General features: G+C 68.0%; 18 protein-coding genes, 2 tRNA genes and 1 pseudogene. 4 read left to right on the top strand and 17 right to left on the bottom strand.

What is annotated here, in order from left to right; genetic code table 11:
- Positions 1-3: 3 nt before the first annotated feature.
- The 3 genes from FXO18_RS12820 to FXO18_RS12810 all read right to left on the bottom strand — a co-directional run bounded on the left by FXO18_RS12820 (position 4) and on the right by FXO18_RS12810 (position 1,191).
- Positions 4-426, bottom strand: coding sequence for a YciI family protein (locus FXO18_RS12820; RefSeq protein ID WP_149361513.1), 423 nt, complete (start codon positions 424-426; stop codon positions 4-6).
- Between the two features lie 141 nt (positions 427-567).
- Positions 568-813, bottom strand: coding sequence for a hypothetical protein (locus FXO18_RS12815; RefSeq protein ID WP_149361512.1), 246 nt, complete (start codon positions 811-813; stop codon positions 568-570).
- A 305-nt stretch (positions 814-1,118) separates the two neighbouring features.
- Positions 1,119-1,191, bottom strand: a tRNA-Lys gene (locus FXO18_RS12810).
- 291 nt (positions 1,192-1,482) lie between these two features.
- Here FXO18_RS12810 and FXO18_RS12805 point away from each other — a divergent pair.
- Positions 1,483-2,667 carry a L,D-transpeptidase gene (locus tag FXO18_RS12805; protein WP_149361511.1) on the top strand — a complete coding sequence of 395 codons (1,185 nt, stop codon included), beginning with the start codon at positions 1,483-1,485 and terminating at the stop codon, positions 2,665-2,667.
- Between the two features lie 15 nt (positions 2,668-2,682).
- Here FXO18_RS12805 and FXO18_RS12800 read toward each other — a convergent pair whose 3' ends face one another.
- The 7 genes from FXO18_RS12800 to FXO18_RS12770 all read right to left on the bottom strand — a co-directional run bounded on the left by FXO18_RS12800 (position 2,683) and on the right by FXO18_RS12770 (position 9,397).
- Complete coding sequence (locus FXO18_RS12800; protein ID WP_149361510.1) at positions 2,683-3,582, bottom strand: hypothetical protein; 900 nt, start codon at positions 3,580-3,582, stop codon at positions 2,683-2,685.
- A gap of 127 nt (positions 3,583-3,709) precedes the next feature.
- A tRNA-His gene (locus FXO18_RS12795) sits at positions 3,710-3,784 on the bottom strand.
- A 46-nt stretch (positions 3,785-3,830) separates the two neighbouring features.
- The gene (gene orn, locus FXO18_RS12790) at positions 3,831-4,478 is read right to left on the bottom strand and encodes an oligoribonuclease (protein ID WP_149361741.1); all 648 of its coding nucleotides are present in this window, start codon (positions 4,476-4,478) and stop codon (positions 3,831-3,833) included.
- Between the two features lie 149 nt (positions 4,479-4,627).
- Positions 4,628-6,292: an AMP-binding protein gene (locus tag FXO18_RS12785; protein ID WP_149361509.1), complete on the bottom strand. Its 1,665-nt coding sequence runs from the start codon at positions 6,290-6,292 to the stop codon at positions 4,628-4,630.
- Positions 6,293-6,303: 11 nt separating this feature from the next.
- Positions 6,304-7,110 (bottom strand): mycolate reductase, encoded by an 807-nt coding sequence (cmrA, locus tag FXO18_RS12780; RefSeq protein ID WP_149361508.1) that lies wholly within the window; start codon positions 7,108-7,110, stop codon positions 6,304-6,306.
- 65 nt (positions 7,111-7,175) lie between these two features.
- A complete protein-coding gene (locus FXO18_RS12775; RefSeq protein WP_149361740.1) occupies positions 7,176-8,351 on the bottom strand; it encodes a PQQ-dependent sugar dehydrogenase in 1,176 nt (391 codons plus the stop codon).
- Positions 8,351-9,397, bottom strand: a complete 1,047-nt coding sequence (locus FXO18_RS12770) for a zinc-dependent alcohol dehydrogenase family protein (RefSeq protein ID WP_149361507.1) — start codon at positions 9,395-9,397, stop codon at positions 8,351-8,353. The genes FXO18_RS12775 and FXO18_RS12770 overlap by 1 nt, the downstream gene beginning before the upstream one ends.
- Before the next feature lie 101 nt (positions 9,398-9,498).
- On the opposite strand from FXO18_RS12770, the gene FXO18_RS12765 reads away from it, so the two are divergent.
- Positions 9,499-10,122 carry an MSMEG_1061 family FMN-dependent PPOX-type flavoprotein gene (locus FXO18_RS12765; protein WP_149361506.1) on the top strand — a complete coding sequence of 208 codons (624 nt, stop codon included), beginning with the start codon at positions 9,499-9,501 and terminating at the stop codon, positions 10,120-10,122.
- Between the two features lie 132 nt (positions 10,123-10,254).
- Here FXO18_RS12765 and FXO18_RS12760 read toward each other — a convergent pair whose 3' ends face one another.
- Positions 10,255-10,704 (bottom strand): Lrp/AsnC family transcriptional regulator, encoded by a 450-nt coding sequence (locus FXO18_RS12760; protein WP_149361505.1) that lies wholly within the window; start codon positions 10,702-10,704, stop codon positions 10,255-10,257.
- Positions 10,705-10,823: 119 nt separating this feature from the next.
- Here FXO18_RS12760 and FXO18_RS12755 point away from each other — a divergent pair, with 119 nt between their 5' ends.
- The gene (locus FXO18_RS12755; protein WP_187774352.1) at positions 10,824-11,231 is read left to right on the top strand and encodes a rhodanese-like domain-containing protein; all 408 of its coding nucleotides are present in this window, start codon (positions 10,824-10,826) and stop codon (positions 11,229-11,231) included.
- 237 nt (positions 11,232-11,468) lie between these two features.
- On the opposite strand, the gene FXO18_RS12750 is transcribed toward FXO18_RS12755, so the two are convergent.
- The 3 genes from FXO18_RS12750 to FXO18_RS12740 all read right to left on the bottom strand — a co-directional run bounded on the left by FXO18_RS12750 (position 11,469) and on the right by FXO18_RS12740 (position 15,066).
- Positions 11,469-12,068: a hypothetical protein gene (locus FXO18_RS12750; RefSeq protein WP_149361503.1), complete on the bottom strand. Its 600-nt coding sequence runs from the start codon at positions 12,066-12,068 to the stop codon at positions 11,469-11,471.
- A gap of 287 nt (positions 12,069-12,355) precedes the next feature.
- The gene (locus FXO18_RS12745; RefSeq protein ID WP_149361502.1) at positions 12,356-14,413 is read right to left on the bottom strand and encodes an NADPH-dependent 2,4-dienoyl-CoA reductase; all 2,058 of its coding nucleotides are present in this window, start codon (positions 14,411-14,413) and stop codon (positions 12,356-12,358) included.
- A 68-nt stretch (positions 14,414-14,481) separates the two neighbouring features.
- Positions 14,482-15,066, bottom strand: a complete 585-nt coding sequence (locus tag FXO18_RS12740) for a PadR family transcriptional regulator (protein WP_149361501.1) — start codon at positions 15,064-15,066, stop codon at positions 14,482-14,484.
- A 109-nt stretch (positions 15,067-15,175) separates the two neighbouring features.
- On the opposite strand from FXO18_RS12740, the gene FXO18_RS12735 reads away from it, so the two are divergent.
- Positions 15,176-16,528 (top strand): MFS transporter, encoded by a 1,353-nt coding sequence (locus tag FXO18_RS12735; RefSeq protein ID WP_149361500.1) that lies wholly within the window; start codon positions 15,176-15,178, stop codon positions 16,526-16,528.
- Positions 16,529-16,561: 33 nt separating this feature from the next.
- Here FXO18_RS12735 and FXO18_RS16230 read toward each other — a convergent pair.
- The 3 genes and pseudogenes from FXO18_RS16230 to FXO18_RS12720 all read right to left on the bottom strand — a co-directional run.
- A pseudogene (locus tag FXO18_RS16230) lies at positions 16,562-18,718 on the bottom strand (AMP-binding protein); the annotation flags it as partial.
- Between the two features lie 427 nt (positions 18,719-19,145).
- Positions 19,146-19,664, bottom strand: a complete 519-nt coding sequence (locus FXO18_RS12725) for an O-acetyl-ADP-ribose deacetylase (RefSeq protein ID WP_149361499.1) — start codon at positions 19,662-19,664, stop codon at positions 19,146-19,148.
- A gap of 168 nt (positions 19,665-19,832) precedes the next feature.
- Complete coding sequence (locus tag FXO18_RS12720; protein ID WP_149361498.1) at positions 19,833-20,501, bottom strand: fasciclin domain-containing protein; 669 nt, start codon at positions 20,499-20,501, stop codon at positions 19,833-19,835.
- Between the last annotated feature and the right edge of the window lie 28 nt (positions 20,502-20,529).

Here is a 20,529-nt window from a genome sequence, read left to right as displayed (position 1 = left end):
CGGTCAGTTGGTGCCGAGCTCCTCGCGCCAGCCGGCCTCCTTCTGGATGTACTCGTTGTCCGAGAAATCCTCGAAGTCGCTCTCATCGCTGACCCGCCGTACCTCGAGCTTCGTCCCGGGACCGAGGGGGCAGCGGCGTGCCCACTCCGCGGCCTCCTCCTTCGACGCGACCTGGATGATCCAGAAGCCGTTGAACAACTCGTGCGTCTCCCCGTATGGCCCATCGGTGATGACTGGCTCCTCCGCGGAGAAGTCAACGACGAACCCTTCCTCTGGCCCGGCGAGGCCTTCGCCAGCGAGCAGCACGCCCGCCTTCATCATCGACTCGTTGTAGGCGCCCATCGCGTTGATGATCTCCTCGAACGGCACGTCCTTCGAGGCCTCGATCGCGGCATCGGTCACGCGCATGATCAGCATGTACTTCATCGGTCTTTCCTTCCGTCCCAGAAGCACCCCTGTGGTGCCTCCTACTATGACGTCGAACGAGGACCGAGCGGATCGACATGGGGCAGAAAAATTCTCGAAAGTGCCTTGGAGCTGCGCGAACCGGGCATTCCGACAGGTCGGCTAGCAGGTGTTCTTCTCGAGGTATTGGTCGTAGTTCCAGTTGAACAGGTGCTCGCACAGCATGTTCGGGAATGATTCGGGCACATCGACGTCGCTGGGCGGGCGCACGACGACGGGGCCACGTGGTTCGGCCTCCGCAGGCTCGGACGCCTCGGGAGCGGCCGGTGGGGCAGCAGGGCTGCTGGGGGCCGGTGGCGCGCCGCCTCCGACTATGAGCGCGATCACGAGCGCGATGAGGGTGTCCATGGGTTCTCCTGGGCTGGTGCGGGCTGGGGACGGACGCGGTCGCCGTGGAGGCATCTGGGATGACAGCTTGTGACGTTCGCGTACAGTCAGCTTTATGCCTACCAGTCCGCGCCGACACTTTTCGCGGATCCGCCAGGATGGTCGGCTCGATGCCCCGCAGCGTTGCTGCGGCGAGGGATGTCGCGCGGCCTGGCGCGAGGGCCGGTGGACGCGACCAGGGGGCGCTCCCGACCGTGCGGCGGCCAGTCTGGGGCCGGAAAGCAGAAGATCCCCTCCCAGGCATGGCCTGGAAGGGGATCGTGAAGTGCGCCATCAGGGACTCGAACCCCGAACCCGCTGATTAAGAGTCAGCTGCTCTGCCAATTGAGCTAATGGCGCGTGCTCTTGGTGCGGGAAAGACATTAACAGGTTTGTCGCCCGATCGGAAATCTGCTGGTGGGAGGGGGTGTGATCGGGGGTGGGCTGGAGCGGTGGCGATCGGCGCGCGCTCGGGGGCCAGCGTTGTCCGGGCTGCTCTGCAGGGGAGCGTCCCGAGGGTTTGGTGACGTGTTGTTGCGTATGCCACCCCGGGGTGAAAACAGATGAGCAGTCCCGCATACTTGCCACATGAAGGGCCTATGTACGCGTGCTTAGCGGCGTGGGCCCGGAGCATCAGGAGGTGAGGACCGCATGACCCTAGTACTTGGTTCGCGACGAGCATGGCGGTCGAGCGCCGCAGCGATCGCGCTGGCGGCAACGCTGGCGCTGGTGTCCGCCTGCACGATCCCGACCAGCGAGAGCAGCGCGCCCGAGCCTCCGCCTCTCCCCGCCATCAGCGTGTCCGAGCCCGATGGCGCTAGCGGCGTGGCCCCGCTCGACCCGGTCACTCTCGCCGTGACCGAGGGAACGCTGGACTCCGTGGAGCTGCTCAATCCCGAGGGCGAGCCCGTGGAGGCCGAGATCGCGCCCGATGGCACGTCGTGGACCACCACGGAAGTCCTCGGATACGGGCGCACCTACACGCTCGCGGCGACCGCGATGGGCCCGGGCGGTACTTCCGAGCTGAGCAGCACCTTCACCACTGTCACCCCCAGCAACTTGACGATGCCGTACCTGATGCCGTGGGACGGCGCGGTAGTAGGCATCGGCCAGCCCGTCGCGGTGCAGTTCGACGAGCCGATCCCGGATCGCCAGCGCGCGCAGGACCTGATCACTGTGACCACGGACCCACCCGTGGAGGGCGCTTTCTACTGGGTGAACAATCGCGAGGTGCGGTGGCGCCCGGAGAACTACTGGGAGCCCGGCACGCGCATCACCGTCGATGCCAATGTCTACGGCCACGACCTCGGCAACGGCCTGTACGGCGAGTCGGACAAGCATGCCGAGTTCACCATCGGCGACGCCGTCATCGCCGTCGCCGACGACTACACCAAGACCATCTCCATCTCAGTGAATGGCACGGTGGTCAAGACGATGCCTACTTCGTTCGGCAAGGCCTCCGCGCCGACCCCCAACGGCACCTACATCATCGCGGAGCGCCATCGCGAGATCGTCATGGATTCCTCCACCTACGGCGTGCCCGTCAGTTCCGCGGACGGATACCGCACCGATGTCGAATGGGCCACCCGCATGTCCTACAGCGGCATCTTCGTGCATTCGGCACCGTGGTCGATCGCCGACCAGGGCCGCCGCAACGTCAGCCACGGCTGCCTGAATGTGAGCCCGGCCAACGCGCAATGGTTCTACTACAACACCAAGCCCGGCGATATCGCCGTGGTCCGCAACACTGTCGGCGGAACGCTCAATGGCCTCGACGGGCTCGGCGACTGGAACATCCCGTGGTCGCAGTGGAAGGCCGGCAACGCCGAGGCGTGACCGTGGCTTGGCGTGCTAGCTCTCCGTCCCGCAGGTTCCTGGCCGGTCGGCCGAGCGCGTGATCGGTACATCCACGGAGAACGGGCGGCCCACGTCCGGCGTGAACTCGATCGGTCCGTCCACCGAGCAGGGGGCCGTGCCGCCGGGCAGGCCGATGACCTGGTAGCAGGTGGTGGCGAGGGTGAGCTGGATGGCACCGTCCTCGCCCGCGGTATCAGTGGCGAGCGGGATCTGTGAGCCGCACCGCGAGAGGACCAGCCCGAGCCCACCGATGGGGTCGCCGCTCTCGGAGTCCGTGAGCCGCAGCGTGCCGTTGACGGCGGCCTCGCCGGAGCGGGCGGGGCCCTGCGCGAAGTCGAGGCGCAGCAGGCCCGTCTCGCCATCATTCTCGATGGAGCCGGGGAAGGGGCCCTCCTCGAGCGGGTAGTAGCTCGCGGGCACGGAGGTGAAGCGGATGGAGAAGCAGCCCGGGTCGAGGTCGGTGACGGTCGCGGTGCCGGCGTTGTTGCTGCGAACGTCGAGCAGGCGCTGCCCTTGTGGCTGCTCGTCCCCCTCTGGCCCGTCCTGCTCTGGGCAGGGCTCGACCCGGTCCACCGCGTAGGAGACGTCGGGGATCTTGGTGCCGGCGAGCGTCTCGGACACGATGACGATGCTTCCCTCGCCGTTCTGCCCCGCCGAGACGTTCGTTCCGCCGGAGGTAGCGGGCTCGTTGGTGGCCGGTTCGCTCGTGGCGGCGCTGGTGGTCTCCGGTGCCGTGGTCGCTTCCTCCGCGCTGTTGGCAGGCGCTGACGTGGTGGCGGTCCGGTCAGCGGGGAGCATGCCCGGGGTGGCGTCGTCGGTGCATGCCGGGACGAGGAGCACGGTCGAGGCTGCGATCAGGGCGAGGCCCCGAGCGGAGGAGGCGATGCGTGGCATGGTGTGGCCTTCCGGGTCGTCTCGAGGTGGCACACGGGAGCGGCGCGGGCCACAAGACAAGACAATACCTGGGACAGCATCAGGTACGACGAAGGCCCGGCACCTAGGGGTACCGGGCCTTCGTGGAGGGTGAGCGACGGGGCTCGAACCCGCGACATCTGGGATCACAACCCAGTGCTCTACCAGCTGAGCTACGCCCACCATTACCAAACGTGCACGGCTTTCACCGCGCTGTCGGCCCCCCGATACTAGCGCGTGGGGGGCTCGTTTGCCGAATCGGCTGCTCGATCGGCCTTTTTGCCCGCGGCGAGATCCTTGGCGATGCGGTTAACCTCGTTGGAGGTGGGTCCGGGCTGGGGGACGAACGCGGTGTGCCGGTAGTAGTCGAGCTCGAGGATCGATTCCTTGATATCGGCGAGCGCGCGGTGCGCGAGGCCCTTCTGGGGCTGTCCCCGATAGATGCGCGGGTACCAGCGGCGGCACAGTTCCTTGATGGAGCTGACGTCGATCATCCGGTAGTGCAGGTGCGCGTCGAGCTCGGGCATGTCGCGGGCGATGAATCCACGATCGGTGGCGATGGTGTTCCCGGCGAGCGGCGCGGTGCGCGGGGCAGGCACGTGCTCGCGGATGTAGTCGAGGACCATCTTCTCGGCCTCGGCGACGGTGACGGTGGAGGCACGCACCTCGTCAGTGAGGCCGGAGTTGCGATGCATCTCGGTCACGACGGGAACCATGTTGTCGAGGGCCTCGTCGTCGGCATGGATGACTATGTCCACCCCCTCTCCGAGGACGTTGAGGTCCTTGTCGGTGACCAGCGCCGCGATCTCGATCAGCTTGTCGCCGCCGATGTCGAGCCCGGTCATCTCGCAATCGATCCACACGAGTCGTTCCTGCACGTCATTCACGCCTCTCAGCATGCCAGGTCGCGGGGGGACGGTGGGTGACCTGCCCCGTGGTGGCGGTTCGGCGGCAATGGGCAGGGCCGGGCTCCCGATGGTGGGAAGCCCGGCCCTGCCTGTTGCTCGCGATCATTACTCGGAGGCTGCTATTCGGAAGCGGCCTCGGTGGAATCCGGCAGCTCGCGGGGAACGACCTTGCCGGTGGCGTTGCGGGGGAGCTCGTCGAGGAACACCACATCGCGGGGCACGCTGAACCGCGCGAGCTTGTCCTTGACCTCGGCCTTGACGCTGTCCACGTTGAGCGCCTTGCCTGCCTCGGTGTCCTTGCGCACGACATAGGCGGCGAGCCGCTTGCCGAACTTCTCGTCGTCCACGCCGACCACCGCGCACTCGAGCACGCCATCCATCTCGCTGAGCACGTTCTCCACCTCGCGCGGGTACACGTTCTCGCCGCCGGAGACGATCATGTCATCGGAGCGGCCGTCGATGAAGAGCAGGCCCTCGGCGTTGAAGTGGCCGAGATCGCCGGTGGACATGAGCTTCTCGTGGACGTTGCGCTCGGCCCCGTCGCGGGTGTAGCCCTCGAAGATCATGCCGTTGCCGACGAACACGTTGCCGACGGTGTCGGCGGGGATCTCATTGCCGTCGTCGTCGATGATCTTCACCACGGTGCCCAGCGGTGCCCGCCCGGCGGTGGTGGGGTGCTTCATCATCTCCTCGGGCGTGGCGATGGCCGCCCAGCTGACCTCGGTGGAGCCATACAGGTTGTATAGCACCGGGCCGAGCTCGTCGAGGGTGCGCTTGACCAGCGCGGTAGGGATAGCGGAACCGCTGGCGGCGACCACGCGCAGCGCGGAGAGGTCCACGTCGCGCTGCTCGGCGGGCAGGTCGATGATGCGCTGCAGCATCGTCGGCACCAGGAACAGCGATGCTGCCCCGTGCTCGGCAACGAGGCGAAGGGTGTCGGCCGGGTCGAACTTGCGCTGCATGATGAGGGTGGAGCGCAGCGCCAGGTTGATCTGCACCGTGGCGAAGCCCCAGGTGTGGAAGATCGGCGCGGCGATGAACGACTTCTCGCAGCTCGCCAGCGGGAACTTCGACAGCAGCGCGGAGGCGGGCATCCAGCTGCGCGGCTCGGGCCGTCGCGCGCCCTTCGGAGTGCCGGTGGTGCCGGAGGTCAGCACGATCGTCTTGCCGCGGCGGGGACGCGACGGCAGCTTGCCCTCGGCGCTGCCGGAGGCGGGGGCCTCATTGATGAGGCGGTCCAGCGTGGTCCAGCCCTCGCGCAGCACGGACTCGTCCGTGTCGACCCAGGACAGCGCGACCCGGGAGTCGTCGAAGTCCTCGGCGATCATCTCGACGAACTCCTCGTCGAGGAACAACCAGGCGAGCTTCTGCTCGGTGATGACGGCCTCGAGCTGCCCCGCGGAGGCACCCGTGTTCAGCATCACCAGGTCCGTTCCGAGGCGTGCCGATGCGCCGATGGCCTGCAGGAAGCCACGATGGTTGCGCGCCAGGATGCCGATCCGATCGCGCTCCTTGACCCCCGCCGCGCGAAGACTGCGCGCCAGCGCGTCCGCGGCATCATTGAGCTGCTTGTAGGTGACGGTGCCGCCGTCGTCGATCACGGCCGGCTGCTCGGGGCCCCGGTGCGCCGCGAACGCGATCAAGCCACCAGGGGTGAAGTCGAACCGGAACCACGCCGCCGCGACCTTGCCGAGCCTGTCGGGCCGCATCGGTGCGACGATCCCGGCCTTGGTGATCGGCACCAGGCCCTTCACCAGATCGAACGCCTCGGACATCGAAACCATGGATGAACCTCTCACTCTCCGCCGAGCTTCTTGTAGATACCGCCCACGATCGGGGCCATCACGCCACGCGGCGCGTAGTTGCCCGCCGCGGACATTGCCTTGCTCAGCACGCCAGGAACGACGCGCATCTTGTTGCGGAACAAGCCATCGATCGACAGCCGCGCGGTGTAGCGCGCATCGATCCACAGGAAGTCCGGTACCAGCCGATCAACCAGCGAGGCATCGTCGGGCTCCGGGGCATCGAGCCGCACCGGGCCGGGCGCGAGCAGCGTCACATGGATGCCACGCGGCTTCAGCTCGCCGCGCAGCGACTCCGAGAACGAGTTCACGAACGCCTTCGACGCCGCGTACGTCGCATTGTTGGGGATGGGCATGTTGCCCGCAGCGGAGCCGGTCATCAGGATCCCGCCACCGCCGCGCTCGAGCATCCCGGGCAGCGCGGCCAGTGCGAGGTCATGCACCGACACCGCGTTGAGATCCACGATGAACCGCTCATAGTCCGGGTCCAGGCGCTCGAGCGGGCCGAAGGTCGCGATGCCCGCGTTGAGGCACAGCACCGCCACATCGCGCGCCGCGATCTCCTCCGCCAGCTTGCCCCGCTGTGCCCGGTCGGCGAGATCAACGCCGCGCACATCGACATCGACGCCGTACTTGTCGCGCATGCCCGCCGCGAGCTCCTCGAGCACATCGACGCGGCGAGCCACGGTCACGAGGTTGTAGCCGCGCGACGCCAGGTCCTCCGCGAGGGCCATCCCGATTCCGGACGACGCCCCCGTCACGACAGCACAGTTCTCCGCAGTGGGATGTGGAACAGCCATACCGGTGATCGTACTGTGCGTGGGGGCGCAGTGGCCCGCCGATGCCCGGAACCCGCTAGGGCGCCTCAGTCCGGGCGTACCCGCAGGACGCGGTCGCCGGTCCGGTTGGAGGTGGTGAGCAGCAGCGAGCCATCCGGCTGGGAATGCACGCTGCGGATCCGTCCTACCGTGCCGTCGAGCTCCGGCGGCTTGCCCTCCGATACGACCGTCGAGCCGTGAGCGGACAGCTTGAGGAAGCGCAGCTGCTGCCCCCGGAGCGCGCTGATCACGATGGCACCCTCCCACTCGCCCCACTTGGCGCCCTGCAGGAATGCCATTCCGCCTGGAGCGATCGGGGGAGTCCCCGAGCTCCACACCGCCTCGATAGCGCCGGGAACCCGCACGGGATCGGTCATCGGCACCGACTCGTCGTAGAACCCGGCCCGGTCCGGTCGCCAGCCGTAGTTGCCGCCCGCGACCAGCTGATTGACCTCATCATCCCGGTCCGGGCCATGCTCCACGCTGTAGATGTCGCCGGACGCGGGATCCTTCGCGAGGCCCTGCGGGTTGCGGTGGCCCAGGGTGAACACCGGGCTCGCGGGGTCTGGGTTGCCCGCCGCGGGGTGCCCGCTCGTCGTCACGTGCAGCACCTTGCCGCCAAGGACATCGGGATCCTGGGGGTTCGTGCCCACTGCCGCGTCGCCCGTGGCGATGTACAGGCTGCCCTCGTCGTCAACGAGGATCCGGCAGCCGCCATGCTGGCCCGTCACGGTGGGGAACCCGTCGATGACCGTTCCCGCGGGCACGAGCGCCGACCAGTCCTCCTCGACCGTCCAGGACGTGACCCGGATGTCGCGGGTATTGCCGTCATCGAAACCGTGGCAGGCGTACAGGATGCGATTGGACGCGAAGTCGTCGTCGAGGGCCAGGCCCATCAGTCCGGTCTCGCCCTGCGCCCACAAGTCCGACAGGTCCGCCGCGACCTCGCGCACCGTCCCGCCGGGGAGCTTGGCGACGAACCGGCCCGAGCGCTCGCCCGTCAGCAACGTCCCGTCCGGCGCCGTCACGACGTCCCAGGGCACCGACAAGCCATCGATCTCCGTCGAGACGGTCAACGGTGGGGTCCCTGCGAGATCCTCGTCGCCCATCGACGGCGACATGCTGCCCGAGCCGAGCGCATCGAACGGGGACGAGCAGGCCACCCCGACCGTTGCCAATGAGGTGGCGATGACCGTTGAACCGACGACAGTCGCCCACCGCATCACGGCGTGAGCATCACCTTGATCGCTGACCGCCCATCCATGTCCGTGTACGCGCCAGCGACCTCGTCGAGCGGCCGCACAGCGTCGAACACCCGCCCCGGATCGATGCTGCGGTCCATCACATCGGGCAGCAGGTCGCGGATGTAGTCCCGCACCGGTGCCACCCCGCCGGCCACGCGCAGGTTCTTCGAGAAGATCGCGCCCACCGGCAGCTCCGGGCCGCCCGCGGGCACGCCCACGAAGCCCAGGCTGCCGCCGGGGCGCAACGACGACAATGCCTGCGCCATCGAGGCCTTCGTGCCAACGCACTCGAGAGCACAATCCGCGCCCGAGCCGCCCAGCAGCTCCTTCACCCGCGCGACGCCCTCCTTGCCGCGCTCCGCCACCACATCGGTCGCGCCGAATTCCCGGGCGAGCTGCTGGCGGGACTCGTGCCGCGACATCGCGATGATCCGTTCCGCGCCCAGCCGCTTCGCCGCGAGCACCCCGCACAGGCCCACCGCGCCATCGCCCACGACCACCACCGATGCTCCCGGCCGTACGTTCGCCATCAGTGCCGCGTGATGACCCGTGCCCATCACATCCGACAATGTCAGCAGCGACGGCAGCATCGCATCATCCGGATGATCGTCGAGCGCCACGAGCGTGCCATCGGCGAACGGCACCCGGATGTACTCCGACTGCGCCCCGCCGAGCTGCTCCCCGGCCCGGTTCAGGCCGCCCCAGAAGCCGCCCTGCACGCAGGACGTGAAGATGCCGTTGGTGCAATGCTGGCACGTACCGTCGCTATCGGTGAACGGCGAGATCACGAATGTGCCCGGCTTGATCGACGACTCCGGCCCGGACTCCTCGACGACACCGATGAACTCATGCCCGATCGGGTGCGGCTGGTCAACGGGTTCGGTGCCGCGGTAGGCCCATAGGTCCGAGCCGCACACGCAGGTGCGCACGATCCGCACGATCGCGTCCGTCGGCGCGGAGATCGCGGGATCCGGCACGTTCTCGATCCGCACGTCACCAGGGGCATGAATCATCGTGGAGCGCATGACCACACGCTAGCCCTCCTCCCGGCGGCGTGCCAGGGTAGATTGGGCGCGGCCCCCGCTGGCGTCGTTGCCTGGGCCCGGGGACTGCCGAGGAGGCCACCATGACCGACGAGAAGCCCATCACCGATCCTGATGCGCTGCGCGGAATCCTAGGGGACGTGCACCCGCGCGCGGCCACCAAGGAGCGCGCACGCCTGCACGAGCGCGACAGGGAATGGCTCGCGAGGTCGCCATTCTGCGTCATCGCCACCAGCGACGCGCACGGCAATTGCGATGCCTCCCCCAAGGGCGACCCGCCTGGGTTCGTGCATGTCCTCGACGACCGCACGATCGCCATCCCCGAGCGGCCCGGCAACAGGCGCGGCGACGGCTACTTCAACATCCTGGAGAACCCGCGCATCGGGATACTGTCGATCATCCCCGGGCGGACCGAGACGCTCCGCATCAACGGGCGCGCCCGCCTCGTGCGCGACGCTCCCTTCTTCGATGACTTGATCGTGCAGGGCAATCGCCCCATCCTCGCGATCATCATCGATATCGACACGATCTTCCTTCATTGCGCCCGTGCATTCCTCCGCTCGCGGCTGTGGCAGCACGATGCCTGGGAACCCGAATCACTGCCATCGACCGCGCGGCTCGTCAGCGAGGTCAACCCCAGCGCGGGGCAGCCCGCAGAGATCGAGCGGGTCTACAGCGCCGAGACGATGCGCAGCACCCTCTACTAGGGGGCGTCCGCGAGTGGTCCGGTGCCGCGAGTGGTCCGGTGCCGCCGCGAGTGTGCACAAAACGACAGCTCAAGGCGGGAAACCAGTCGTTTTTCGCACACTCGCGGGGACAAGGTGGCGACAAGAAAGCCCTCAAGACCGGTCGAGCGGGCGCAGCGCTCGCGGCGGCAGCGGGCTGGAGTACACGACGCTGGTGGTGACGCTGCCGAGCGCACCGATGCGCCCGGAAACCTGCTCGAGGTGAGCCATCGAGCTCGCGACAGCCTTCATGATGAAGCAATCGTCACCTGTGACGTGGTGCGCCTCGATGATCTCCGGAGTCGCGGCAAGCACCTCATGCAGAGGGCGATAGTTGCTCGACGGGTAGCGCAGCCGCAGGAAAGCCATGATGGGATAGCCGATCCTCTGGGGATCGACAGTGGCCGCGTACCCAGTGATGACGCCCGCTTCCTCGAGCTTGCGCAAGCGGTCCGTCACGGCGCTCGCGGACAGGTTCACCGTCCTGCCCAGCTCGGCGAGCGTGAGCCGACCGTTCTCCTGCACGGCAGCGATGATCCCGGCATCGGTCCGGTCCAGCTCCATCAGGCCTCCATCGATTCCATGGCAGTACCACGATGATGCCAGGGAATCGTCGGTCCAATGCGTCATCTGACGCGGATCAAGCCTGTTGCGAGCGGCCATCCCGCGGAATGCTGGAAGCCATGGAAGCCATCGACTACTTCGCCGCCAAGCTCCGCCACGAGATCGACCCTGCTGATCTCGTCGCCCTGGAACCCCCGTTCGTGCTCCTTGATGTCCGCGATGATGACGCTTGGAAGCAGGGGCACATCCCGCATGCCCAGCACGTGCCACGTGCCCAGCTCGATGACTGGATCACAACGCACGACACTCGTGTTCCCGTGGTGGTGCATTGCTGGGGGCCAGGCTGCAACGGGGCCACCAAGGCTGCTCTGCGCCTGAGCCAGGCTGGGATCGCCGCGCGCGAGATGATCGGCGGGTTCGAGTACTGGGTCCGTGAGGGACTGCCCCATGTCGCTGCGGGCGCGCGTGCACAGGCACATTCCGACCCACTCACGGCGGTCACTCGCTCGGTCGAGTGTGGTTGCTAGAGGAGCGTCGAGCACGCCGGGGGGGGGCGTCGCGAAGTCTGCCGGGCGCCCCTGTTCCAGGGCCGCGAGTGTGCACAAAACGACAGCTCAAGGCCCAAAACCAGTCTTTTTTCGCACACTCGTGGGGCGGCCGGGGCCAGTGGGGCAGCCGGGGCCAGGGGTGCGGCAACGAACGAGCGGGCGACGCCGCAGTGCGGCGGGGCCAGGCACAGCTGATGCCGCCCGAGCCGCGAACCCCTAGCTCATAGCGAGCGGCCGGTGCAGGTCGAGATAGCGCACGTCCCCCATGAGGCGCCGTTCCTCGTCCATGGCGGGCTGCCAGGAGGCGGGCATCTGGAGGCGCTCATGCTCGCGCGCCTCGGCCTCGCTGGTGAAGTAGACGGCCTCGATGTAGCCGTCCTCGCCGTAGCGAGCTAGCGTTCCGCCGATGATCTCGGGGCGCAGCTCGTGGATGCGCTGGCCTTCCTCGTTCATGATGGCGCGCATGCGGTCGAAGTCGGGGGAGTGGCCTTCCATGACCTGGACGTACCCGGCCTTGCCGGAGGGGCCGCCGAGCCATTCGCTGACGTCGGGGCAGTCCATGAAGGTGACCTCGCCGTCGAAGCATTTCTCGGCCTCGGCCCACCATCGGCCTTGCTCGGGGCGCTCGCTGTTGCGGCGGGCCGATTCCTCGGAGTCGAACCTGACCATTGCTACGAAGGTGCCGTCATCGCTGGTCCCGCAGGTGGCGCCGAGGTAGCCGGTGGCGCCGGGGCGGATGTCGCGCGTCCATTGGTCGAGGCAGTCGCGGAGGCGTTGCTCGTCGGCGACGTGGCCTTGGAATACTTGCATGTACATGGTGCTGAACTCCTCGTGCGGGCGTGTGTTCCGCGTTGAGTCGTTTGTGGTGGTCGTCGCGCGGTAGCGACCGTGGGTGTCGGCCTTGCCGTGGCGACCACTGCATGTCCCATGTTTCGCCGGTATCGGCGGGAGCGCAAGACCTCGCGCGCCTAAACCTCGCGTAGATGAAGCGGCAGCGAAAGGCCCTGGCGAGTGGAACCTTTTCCTCGCTGGGGACGAAAAAGTTTCCACTGCCAGGGCCGGGTGCCAGGGCCCGCTAGCTGCTAGGCCTCAGCGACGACCTGTCAGAGCTGCGCGGCGAGCTCGGTGCCCTGCCGGATGGCGCGCTTGGCGTCGATCTCGGCAGCGACGTCTGCTCCGCCGATGATGTGCAAACTCGTTCCGGCGGCCTTCAGCTCGGCCTCGAGCTCGCGGACGGATTCCTGCCCGGCGCACAGCACGATCGTGTCGACGTCGAGGACCTTCTTGTCCTTGCGCTCCTCGCCGAAGGAGATGTGCAGCCCCTCGTCGTCGATACGCTCGTAGTTCACGCCGGTGAGCTGGTTGACCTTCTTGCCCTTGATGGCGGCGAGGTGCACCCAGCCAGTGGTCTTGCCGAGTCCCTTGCCGATGCGGGTGTCCTTGCGCTGGAGGAGGAAGACGTCGCGCGGGGAGGGGGAGGGCTTGCGCTTGGTGACGTAGCCGGGGTTGTCCTCGGTGTAGTCGACGCCCCATTCCTCCTTCCACTCCGCGAGGTCGAGGGCCGGGCGGGTGTCGTGGGTGAGGAACTCGGAGACGTCGACGCCGATGCCGCCGGCACCGATGACGGCGACCTTCTTGCCGACGGGCTTCTGGGCCTTGACGGCCTCGGCGTAGGTGATGACCTTGGGGTGGTCGACGCCGGGGATGCCGGGCACGCGGGGGGTGACGCCGGTGGCGAGGATGACCTCGTCGAAGCCGCTCAGTTCGGCCGCGGTGGCGCGGTGGTTCAGGTGGACCTGGACCTTCTTGATCTCGAGCTGGCGCTTGTAGTAGCGGATGGTCTCGGAGAACTCCTCCTTGCCGGGGATCTCCTTGGCGATGGCGAACTGGCCACCGATCTCGGCGTCGGCCTCGAACAGCTCGACGTCATGGCCGCGGTCGGCGAGGTTGACGGCCGCGGAGAGCCCGGCGGGGCCTGCTCCGACGACGGCGATCTTCTTGGCCCGCTTGGTGGGCAGCAGCACGAGCTCGGTCTCGCGCCCGGCGCGGGGGTTGAGCAGGCAGGAGACCTTCTTGTTGACGAAGGCGTGGTCGAGGCAGGCCTGGTTGCAGGCGATGCAGGTGTTGATCTCGTCCTCGCGCTGCTCGGCGGCCTTGTTGACCCAGTCGGGATCGGCGAGCATGGGGCGGGCCATGGAGATGAGCTGGGCGTCGCCGTTGGCAAGGATCTCCTCGGCCATCTCGGGCATGTTGATGCGGTTCGACGCGCACACGGGGATGCCGACGTACTTCTCGATCTTGGCGGTGACCTCGACGAACGCGCCGCGCGGCACGGAGGTGACGATGGTGGGGACGCGGGCCTCGTGCCAGCCGATGTCGGTGTTGATGATGTTGATGCCGGAGCTCTCGAGGTCCTTGGCGAGCGCGATGATCTCGTCGAACGTCTGGCCGTCCTCGACGAGGTCAGCCATGGAGAGCCGGAAGATGACGATGAAGTCGGTGCCGACGGCCTCTCGGATGGCCTGGGAGATCTCCACGGCGATGCGCCGACGGTTCTCGGGCGAGCCGCCCCACTGGTCGGTGCGCTTGTTGGTGCGCTTGGCGAGGAACTGGTTGATGAAGTAGCCCTCGCCACCCATGATCTCCACGCCGTCGTAGCCGGCCTGCTTGGCGAGCTTGGCGCAGCGGGCGTAGTCGCGGATGGTCTTCTTGATCGCGATGGACGGCAGCGCGATCGGCGTGAACGGGTTGATCGGCGCCTTGATGCGGGAGGCGGAGCCGCTGAGCGGGTGGTAGCTGTAGCGGCCGCCGTGGAGGATCTGCAGGGCGATCTTGCCGCCGGCCTCGTGGACGGCCTCGGTGATCTGGCGGTGCTGCTTGGCTTCCTTCTTGGTGGTGAGCTTGCCAGCGAGCGGGTAGAGGCTGCCTTGCAGGTTGGGGGAGTAGCCGCCGGTGACGATCAGGGCGACGCCGCCGCGGGCACGCTCGGCGAAGTACTCGGCGAGCCGGGGGATGTGCTTGGCGCGGTCCTCGAGGCCGGTGTGCATCGAGCCCATGATGACGCGGTTCTTCAGCGTGGTGAAGCCGAGGTCGAGGGGCTGCATCAGGTGCGGGTACGTGGGGTGCGGGCTCGCGGGATGCTCGGTGGCGGGCTGTGCCATCTGTGGATCACTTTCTGTGTGGTGTCCGCCGGGCGGGCTGTGCCTGGCGGGGCTTGCGGGGCAGGTGGTCAGGCGTGCGGCTGGCTCTGGGGCGCCGCGGGCGGAGTGGCATCGAGGGCGGCGAGCACCTCATCGCACCAGGCGAGGAAGGACTCGGCCTCGATGATGCCGGCGCGGAGCACGAGGTATTGGTGCAGCGGGGTGCCGGCCAGCTCGTCGGGGCTGGTGCGGCCGGTCCGGGCCAGGTCGCGCGCCTCGATATCGCGGTAGGTGGCGAGGCGCTGCTCGGCGAGGGCACGGTGGCGCTTGAACTCGAGCGCGAGGGCGGATATGTCGCCGTAGGCGGCGCCGCGCAGCTTGACGGCGAGGATGCTGCGGAAATTGCTGGTGTCGACGGGCTCGGCGATCCAGTCGCGCAGCGCGTCGAGGCCGGCCTGGCTGGGCCGGTAGATGGTCTTGTCGGGGCGTCCCGTCTGGGGGACCTGCTCGCCGATGACCCATTCGGTCTCGGCCATGCGCTTGAGGGTGCGGTAGATCTGCTGGTGGCTGGCGGACCAGAAGTAGCCGATGGAGCGGTCGAAGCGGCGCGCGAGCTCGTACCCGGAACCGGTGCGTTCCTGGAGCGAGATGAGGATGGCGTGCTCGAGCGACATGGGCCAATAATAGCTATGCAACTCGTTTCATAGCAAGGGTTGGCGGAATGATGGTGCGCCATGCACCGCTCGGCCCGCCGCCGCGCCCGGATTGCCCTAGGCTTCGACCATGCACCCTGACAGCTTCGGCGCACCGGCCGAGGGCCGCATCGCGACAGCAACGAGCCGGCGCCAGATCACGGCCTGGTCGTTCTGGGACTGGGGATCAGCGGCCTTCAACGCCGTGATCGTCACCTTCGTCTTCACCGTCTACCTCACCGACGCAGTGGGGCGCGACCTTCCGGGCACGATCGGCGCGGAGACCTGGCTGGCGTGGACGCTGGCCGCCTCCGGCCTGTTCGTGGCGCTGCTCGCCCCCGTGATGGGGCAGCGCTCCGATGCCGCCGGGCGCCGCAAGCGCTCGCTGGCGCTGCTCACCGCGTTCGTCATCGTGACGATGCTCGGGATGACCTTCGTCCAGGCCGACTACCACTACCTGTGGCTCGGACTCGTCCTGCTCGCGCTCGGATCCATCGCGTTCGAGCTGTCCAACGTGCCGTACTTCGCGATGCTCCGGCAGGTATCCACCCCCCGCACCATTGGCCGGGTCTCCGGATTCGGCTGGGCGATGGGGTACTTCGGCGGCATCATCCTGCTGCTCATCTGCTACTTCGGCTTCATCGCCGGCGAAGGAGACACCCGCGGCCTGCTGGGGCTCACCACCGACGGTGGCTTCAACGTGCGCATGGCGGTGCTCGTCTCAGCGATCTGGTTCGCGGTGTTCGCGCTGCCGCTGTTCCTCTCCATACCCGAGCTGCCCCCGGAGCCGGAGCGCGCCGGGCGGGGGAAGGGCGTCAAGGCCGCGTATGCCAAGCTCTTCCACGATGTGCGGGTGCTGTGGCGGGAGGACCCGCGCACCGTCAAGTTCCTCATCGTCAGCGCCATCTTCCGCGACGGCCTCGCTGGGGTGTTCGCGTTCGGCGCGGTCCTCGCGGTGCTCGTCTACGGCATCAACGAGGCTGACGTGATCCTGTTCGGCGTGGCCGCCAACGTCCTCGCCGGGATCGGCGCGCTGATCGGCGGACGGCTCGATGACACCATCGGCCCGAAGATCGTGATCGTGTTCTCGCTGGCCGCGATGATCGCCGCCGGCATCGGGCTCTTCCTCACCGACGGCCCCGCGGCGTTCTGGTTCCTCGGGTTGATCCTGACGATCTTCGTGGGACCCGCCCAGTCAGCCTCGCGCACCTTCCTCGGGCGCTTGACGCCGCCGGGCAAGGAGGGCGAGATGTATGGGCTCTACGCCACTACCGGCCGGGCCGCCTCGTTCCTGTCACCGGCGCTGTTCGGCCTCTTCGCGTGGCTGCTCGACGGGCCCCGCGGCGGAATCGTTGGCCTCATGCTGGTGCTCGGCGTGGGCCTGCTCGCGCTGCTCGCGATCCCGGCGCCGCAGGGCGATCGCGCGACCGACGCGGCGGTGTAGCCACTCCGACAGCACCCACAGCGTCGCACCGATCGCCAGGCAGATCAGGACCACGACCAGGGCGGGAACATCCTGGCGCAGCAGCTCCGGGTAGAACGCGTAGTGCGTGACGTAGATGTAGAGCGACGCGCTCGCCAGCAGCCCGATAGCAGGCACCATCAGCCGCGGCACCGGCAGCCGGGGCACCAGCACCACCGCGAGGATGCCCAGCGCCACGACGAGCTCGCGGCCCGGATAGTCGAAGTAGCCGGGCAGCATGGCCGCCGCGACGGCGAGCACCAGCGCGGTGTGCCACCAGCGCGAGGCCCGGAACGCCACCCATCCGAGCAGGAAGAACCAGGCAACGCCGAGGGTGTGCATCTCATGCTCGGGGAACTTCGAGGCCGGGTCGCGCACCAGGAACTGGGCGGCGAGAGCGAGGGCGAGCAGGACGGTGGGCAGGCCGAGCGGGAAGCGCCGCTCGAGCGCTCGCACGGGTGGCAGCGCGAGAAGGATGGCGACGACGAGCAGCAGCTGCACCAGTGCCTCGACGAACCAGTAGCCCCACGATTCCGAGACCAGCGTGATGTTGTTGATCAGGAGCACGTTCGACCAGCCGACATCCCCGGCGAACGGCACTCGGGCGAGCAGCAGCCACAGCATGGTGGGGAGAGCGATGCGGCTGGCGCTGCGCAGGATCCGCCCGGCTGGTGACTCGGTGGCATCAGCGAGCACGAACCGCGCGAAGCTCCACCCGGCGATGAACAGCAGGATGTGCGCGCCCCCGACGAGCTTGAACGCCCCGATGTGGGATCCCACGATGGCGATGATGGCCAGCGCGCGCAGCACCACGTTGGTCTCTACCCGCTGGAGGAAGCGTCCGGGCGGGCTGGCTTGCTCCTCGAGCTCGGCGATGCTCATCGTGGGCCAGCCGCGCGGCGGGGTGCCGATGATGCGCTCGAGGCCCAGCGATGTGGTGACGTAGCTGAGCGAATCGCCCCCGAGATCGACGAAGGACTGGTCCTCGCGCACGCTCTCCACGCGCAGGACGCGTCGATAGAGATCAGCGACCGATGATGCCGGGGGCAGTGCGTCCGGCGTGCTGGCGCGGGCTGCCCGGATGGCGGGGTAATCGACCTTGCCGCTCGCGAGCCTCGGCAGTTGCTCCCACTCCTGGACCTCGACCGCGGAGCCGGGGAGCGTGACGATCGAGTCCAGCTGCTCGCGCACATCCCGAGCGCGGGCCCTGCCGCTGCACGCCACCACGAGGGTGGTGTCGTCCCCGGTGCAGGCGATCTCCGCCCCTGGCGTGGCGAGCTGCTGCTCGATGCGGTCGAGGTCCACGCGCAGGCCATACAGCTTGAGGAACCGGCTGGCGCGGCCCGTGATGCGGATCAGCCCTGCCTCGGTGCGGGTGGCGAGGTCGCCGGTGCGCAGCTCGTGGAGATCGTGCCCGCGGGCGAGATCAGCGGGCGATTCCGCGTACCCCATCATCACGTTGGGTCCGGAATACACGAGCTCCCCGGATTCCTCCCCAGGATTGGCATCGATGCGGAAGCTGCCCCCGGGAACGGCAACGCCGACGCACTCGGGGTGGTCCTCGGCGAGCTCGGGCGGAAGGTACGCCATGCGTGCCGTCGCCTCGGTCTGGCCGTACATGACGTAGAAGCGCCAGCCGTTCGCGGTTCCCATGCGGGCGTAGTGGCGTACTCGCTCGGGGGCGAGCCGTCCACCGGCCTGGGTGATGTAGCGCAGATCGGGGGCATCGGTGCTGTCGAAGCCGGCACGCTCTAGCAGATCGAAGGTGTGGGGAACGCCGTGCAGGCTCGTGGCGCGGACGGCCCGGACCATGTGCCAGAATCCCGGATCGGCGACGGATTGGTCGGTGAGCACCAGGGCCGCGCCGCGCGCGAGATTGGAATTGACTATGGAGAGGCCGTAGCAATAGTGCAGGGGCAGCGAGGCGACGGCACGGTCGGTGGCCCGGATGCCGAGGTAGTCGGCGATGGCCTCGGCGTTGGCGGTGACGCTTGCCGCCGAGAGCCGCACCAGCTTGGGCGAGCCCGTGGAGCCGGAGGTGGAGAGCATCAGCGCGAGATCAGGGTGCAGCGCGTGGCTGGGCGAGCGCGTGAGATGGGTGATCGACCAGCGCTCGTGGCGCGGCGAGCAGAGGACATCGGGGGAGTACGCGGAGCGCAGCCGATCGAGCATCGCGGGATCATCCGCGGGAGCAAGGATCGCGGGATGTCCATTGCCGAGCGCCGCGAGATAGGTAGCGAGCGCGTCGACGGTGGGACTCATGGCGATGAGCACGAGGCGTGGCGCGGTGCCGAGCTGGGCTGCGGCAGCATCGACGCGATCGGCGAGCTCGCGATAGGACAGGACTGGTCCCCCAGGGCCGAGGATCGCGGGGGCGTCGCCGAAGGAGCGGAGATCGTGGACGAAGGCGACTCCGCGCTGCTCGGTGGCGTGGATCGCGCCGATGGTCGTCGAGGGCATGGACGGTCCTCCGCGTGGCTCCGGGTATCGCCCGCCAAGCGGATGGCATGAAAATGATCTTCACCGCGAAACGGACATAAGGTTTGGCTATTCTAACGAGAGTGGAGGAGTCTGCCAAAACCCGCGCGACGGGCTGGCCCTAGCCCACGGCGCGACGGAGCAGCGCCACCATCTCCTCGCCGTAGGCCACGAGCTGCACGGTGGCGACAGACGTGCGGGCGGATCGGATCGCGCTCACGGCCTGGTGGGCGGCATCGTCGCGGGGCCAGCCATAGGCGCCGCTCGAGATGAGCGGGAACGAGATCGTCGCTGCGCCAAGCTCATCGGCGATGCCGAGGCTGGCGGTGTAGGCGGCGCGCAGGACGGGGGAGCGGTCCTCGGTGCGGGAATGCACGGGGCCGACCGTGTGGATGACCCAGGTGGCGGGGAGCTCGCCGGCGGTGGTCGCGATGGCCTGGCCCGCGGGCAGCCCGTCGGGCAGCGTGGTGGCGCGGAGGCGGCGGCACTCCTCGAGGATGCGGGGGCCGCCGGCGCGGTGGATGGCGCCATCGACCCCGCCGCCACCAAGGAGGGTGGAGTTCGCGGCATTGACGATCGCATCGGCGGGGATCGTGGTGATATCGCCATGAACGATCTGGATTCGCGGTGCAGAACTCATGATTGCATTATCGCGCGGACCCCTCGCGCGGTCCAGGAATCAGCTGGCGAAGTATATCGGTAGCAAGTCATCACCGCTGCTTTTTCGGAAGATTACTCCGTCAAAGAATACGCCAATGCCCCGGGGTGATTCCCGGGGCATTCGCGGTTCTTGCTAGTGCCTAGCAGATCACTGCGGCATCATGACGGTGTCGATGACGAACACGGTCGCGTTGGCGGTGGGGATGTTGCCGCACAGCACGGTCGCGCCGTTGACCTGCACGTCATCGCCGGAGCCGGTGACCTCGAGGGTGCCGCCCTGGACGGTGTCGAGGGTGCCGGCGTCGAGGATGCCGTCACGATCGAGGCGCTCGCCCACCACGTGGTAGGTGAGGATGTCGGTGAGCTGCTCCTTGTCGGCGAGCACGGCGTCAAGGGTCTCCTGGCCGAGTGCCTCGAAGGCCGGGTTGTACGGCGCGAACACCGTGTACTCGGCGTTCGTGTCGTTGAGGGTGTCGACGAGGTCAGCCTCGACGACAGCCGTCACGAGGGTGCTGAGCAGCGGGTTGTTGCTCGCTGCGGTGCCTACCGGGTCGTCGACCATGCCGTCGAGGGAGCCCTCGTCGGCGGCATCCTGCGGGATGGCGTCGCATGCCGAGCCGAAGACGTCGTCAACAGTGGTGACTCCGTCGCCGCCCATCATGTCGCCCATGGTGTCGGTGGCATCGGACATGGCGTCGCTCGCACCGCTCTGCGCGTCATCGATGGTCGATTCGACCTCGTCGCTGCCGCAGGCCGAGAGGGTGAGGGCGAGGGCAGATGCTGCGGAAAGGGCAGCAATCCTGGTGGTTGCACGCATTGAGTCATTCTCCTTGTTCGGACGGGGG

It is taken from the genome of Lolliginicoccus suaedae (assembly GCF_008312885.1).
GTDB lineage: Bacteria > Actinomycetota > Actinomycetes > Mycobacteriales > Mycobacteriaceae > Lolliginicoccus > Lolliginicoccus suaedae.
This window is presented reverse-complemented; position numbering and strand designations above follow the sequence as displayed.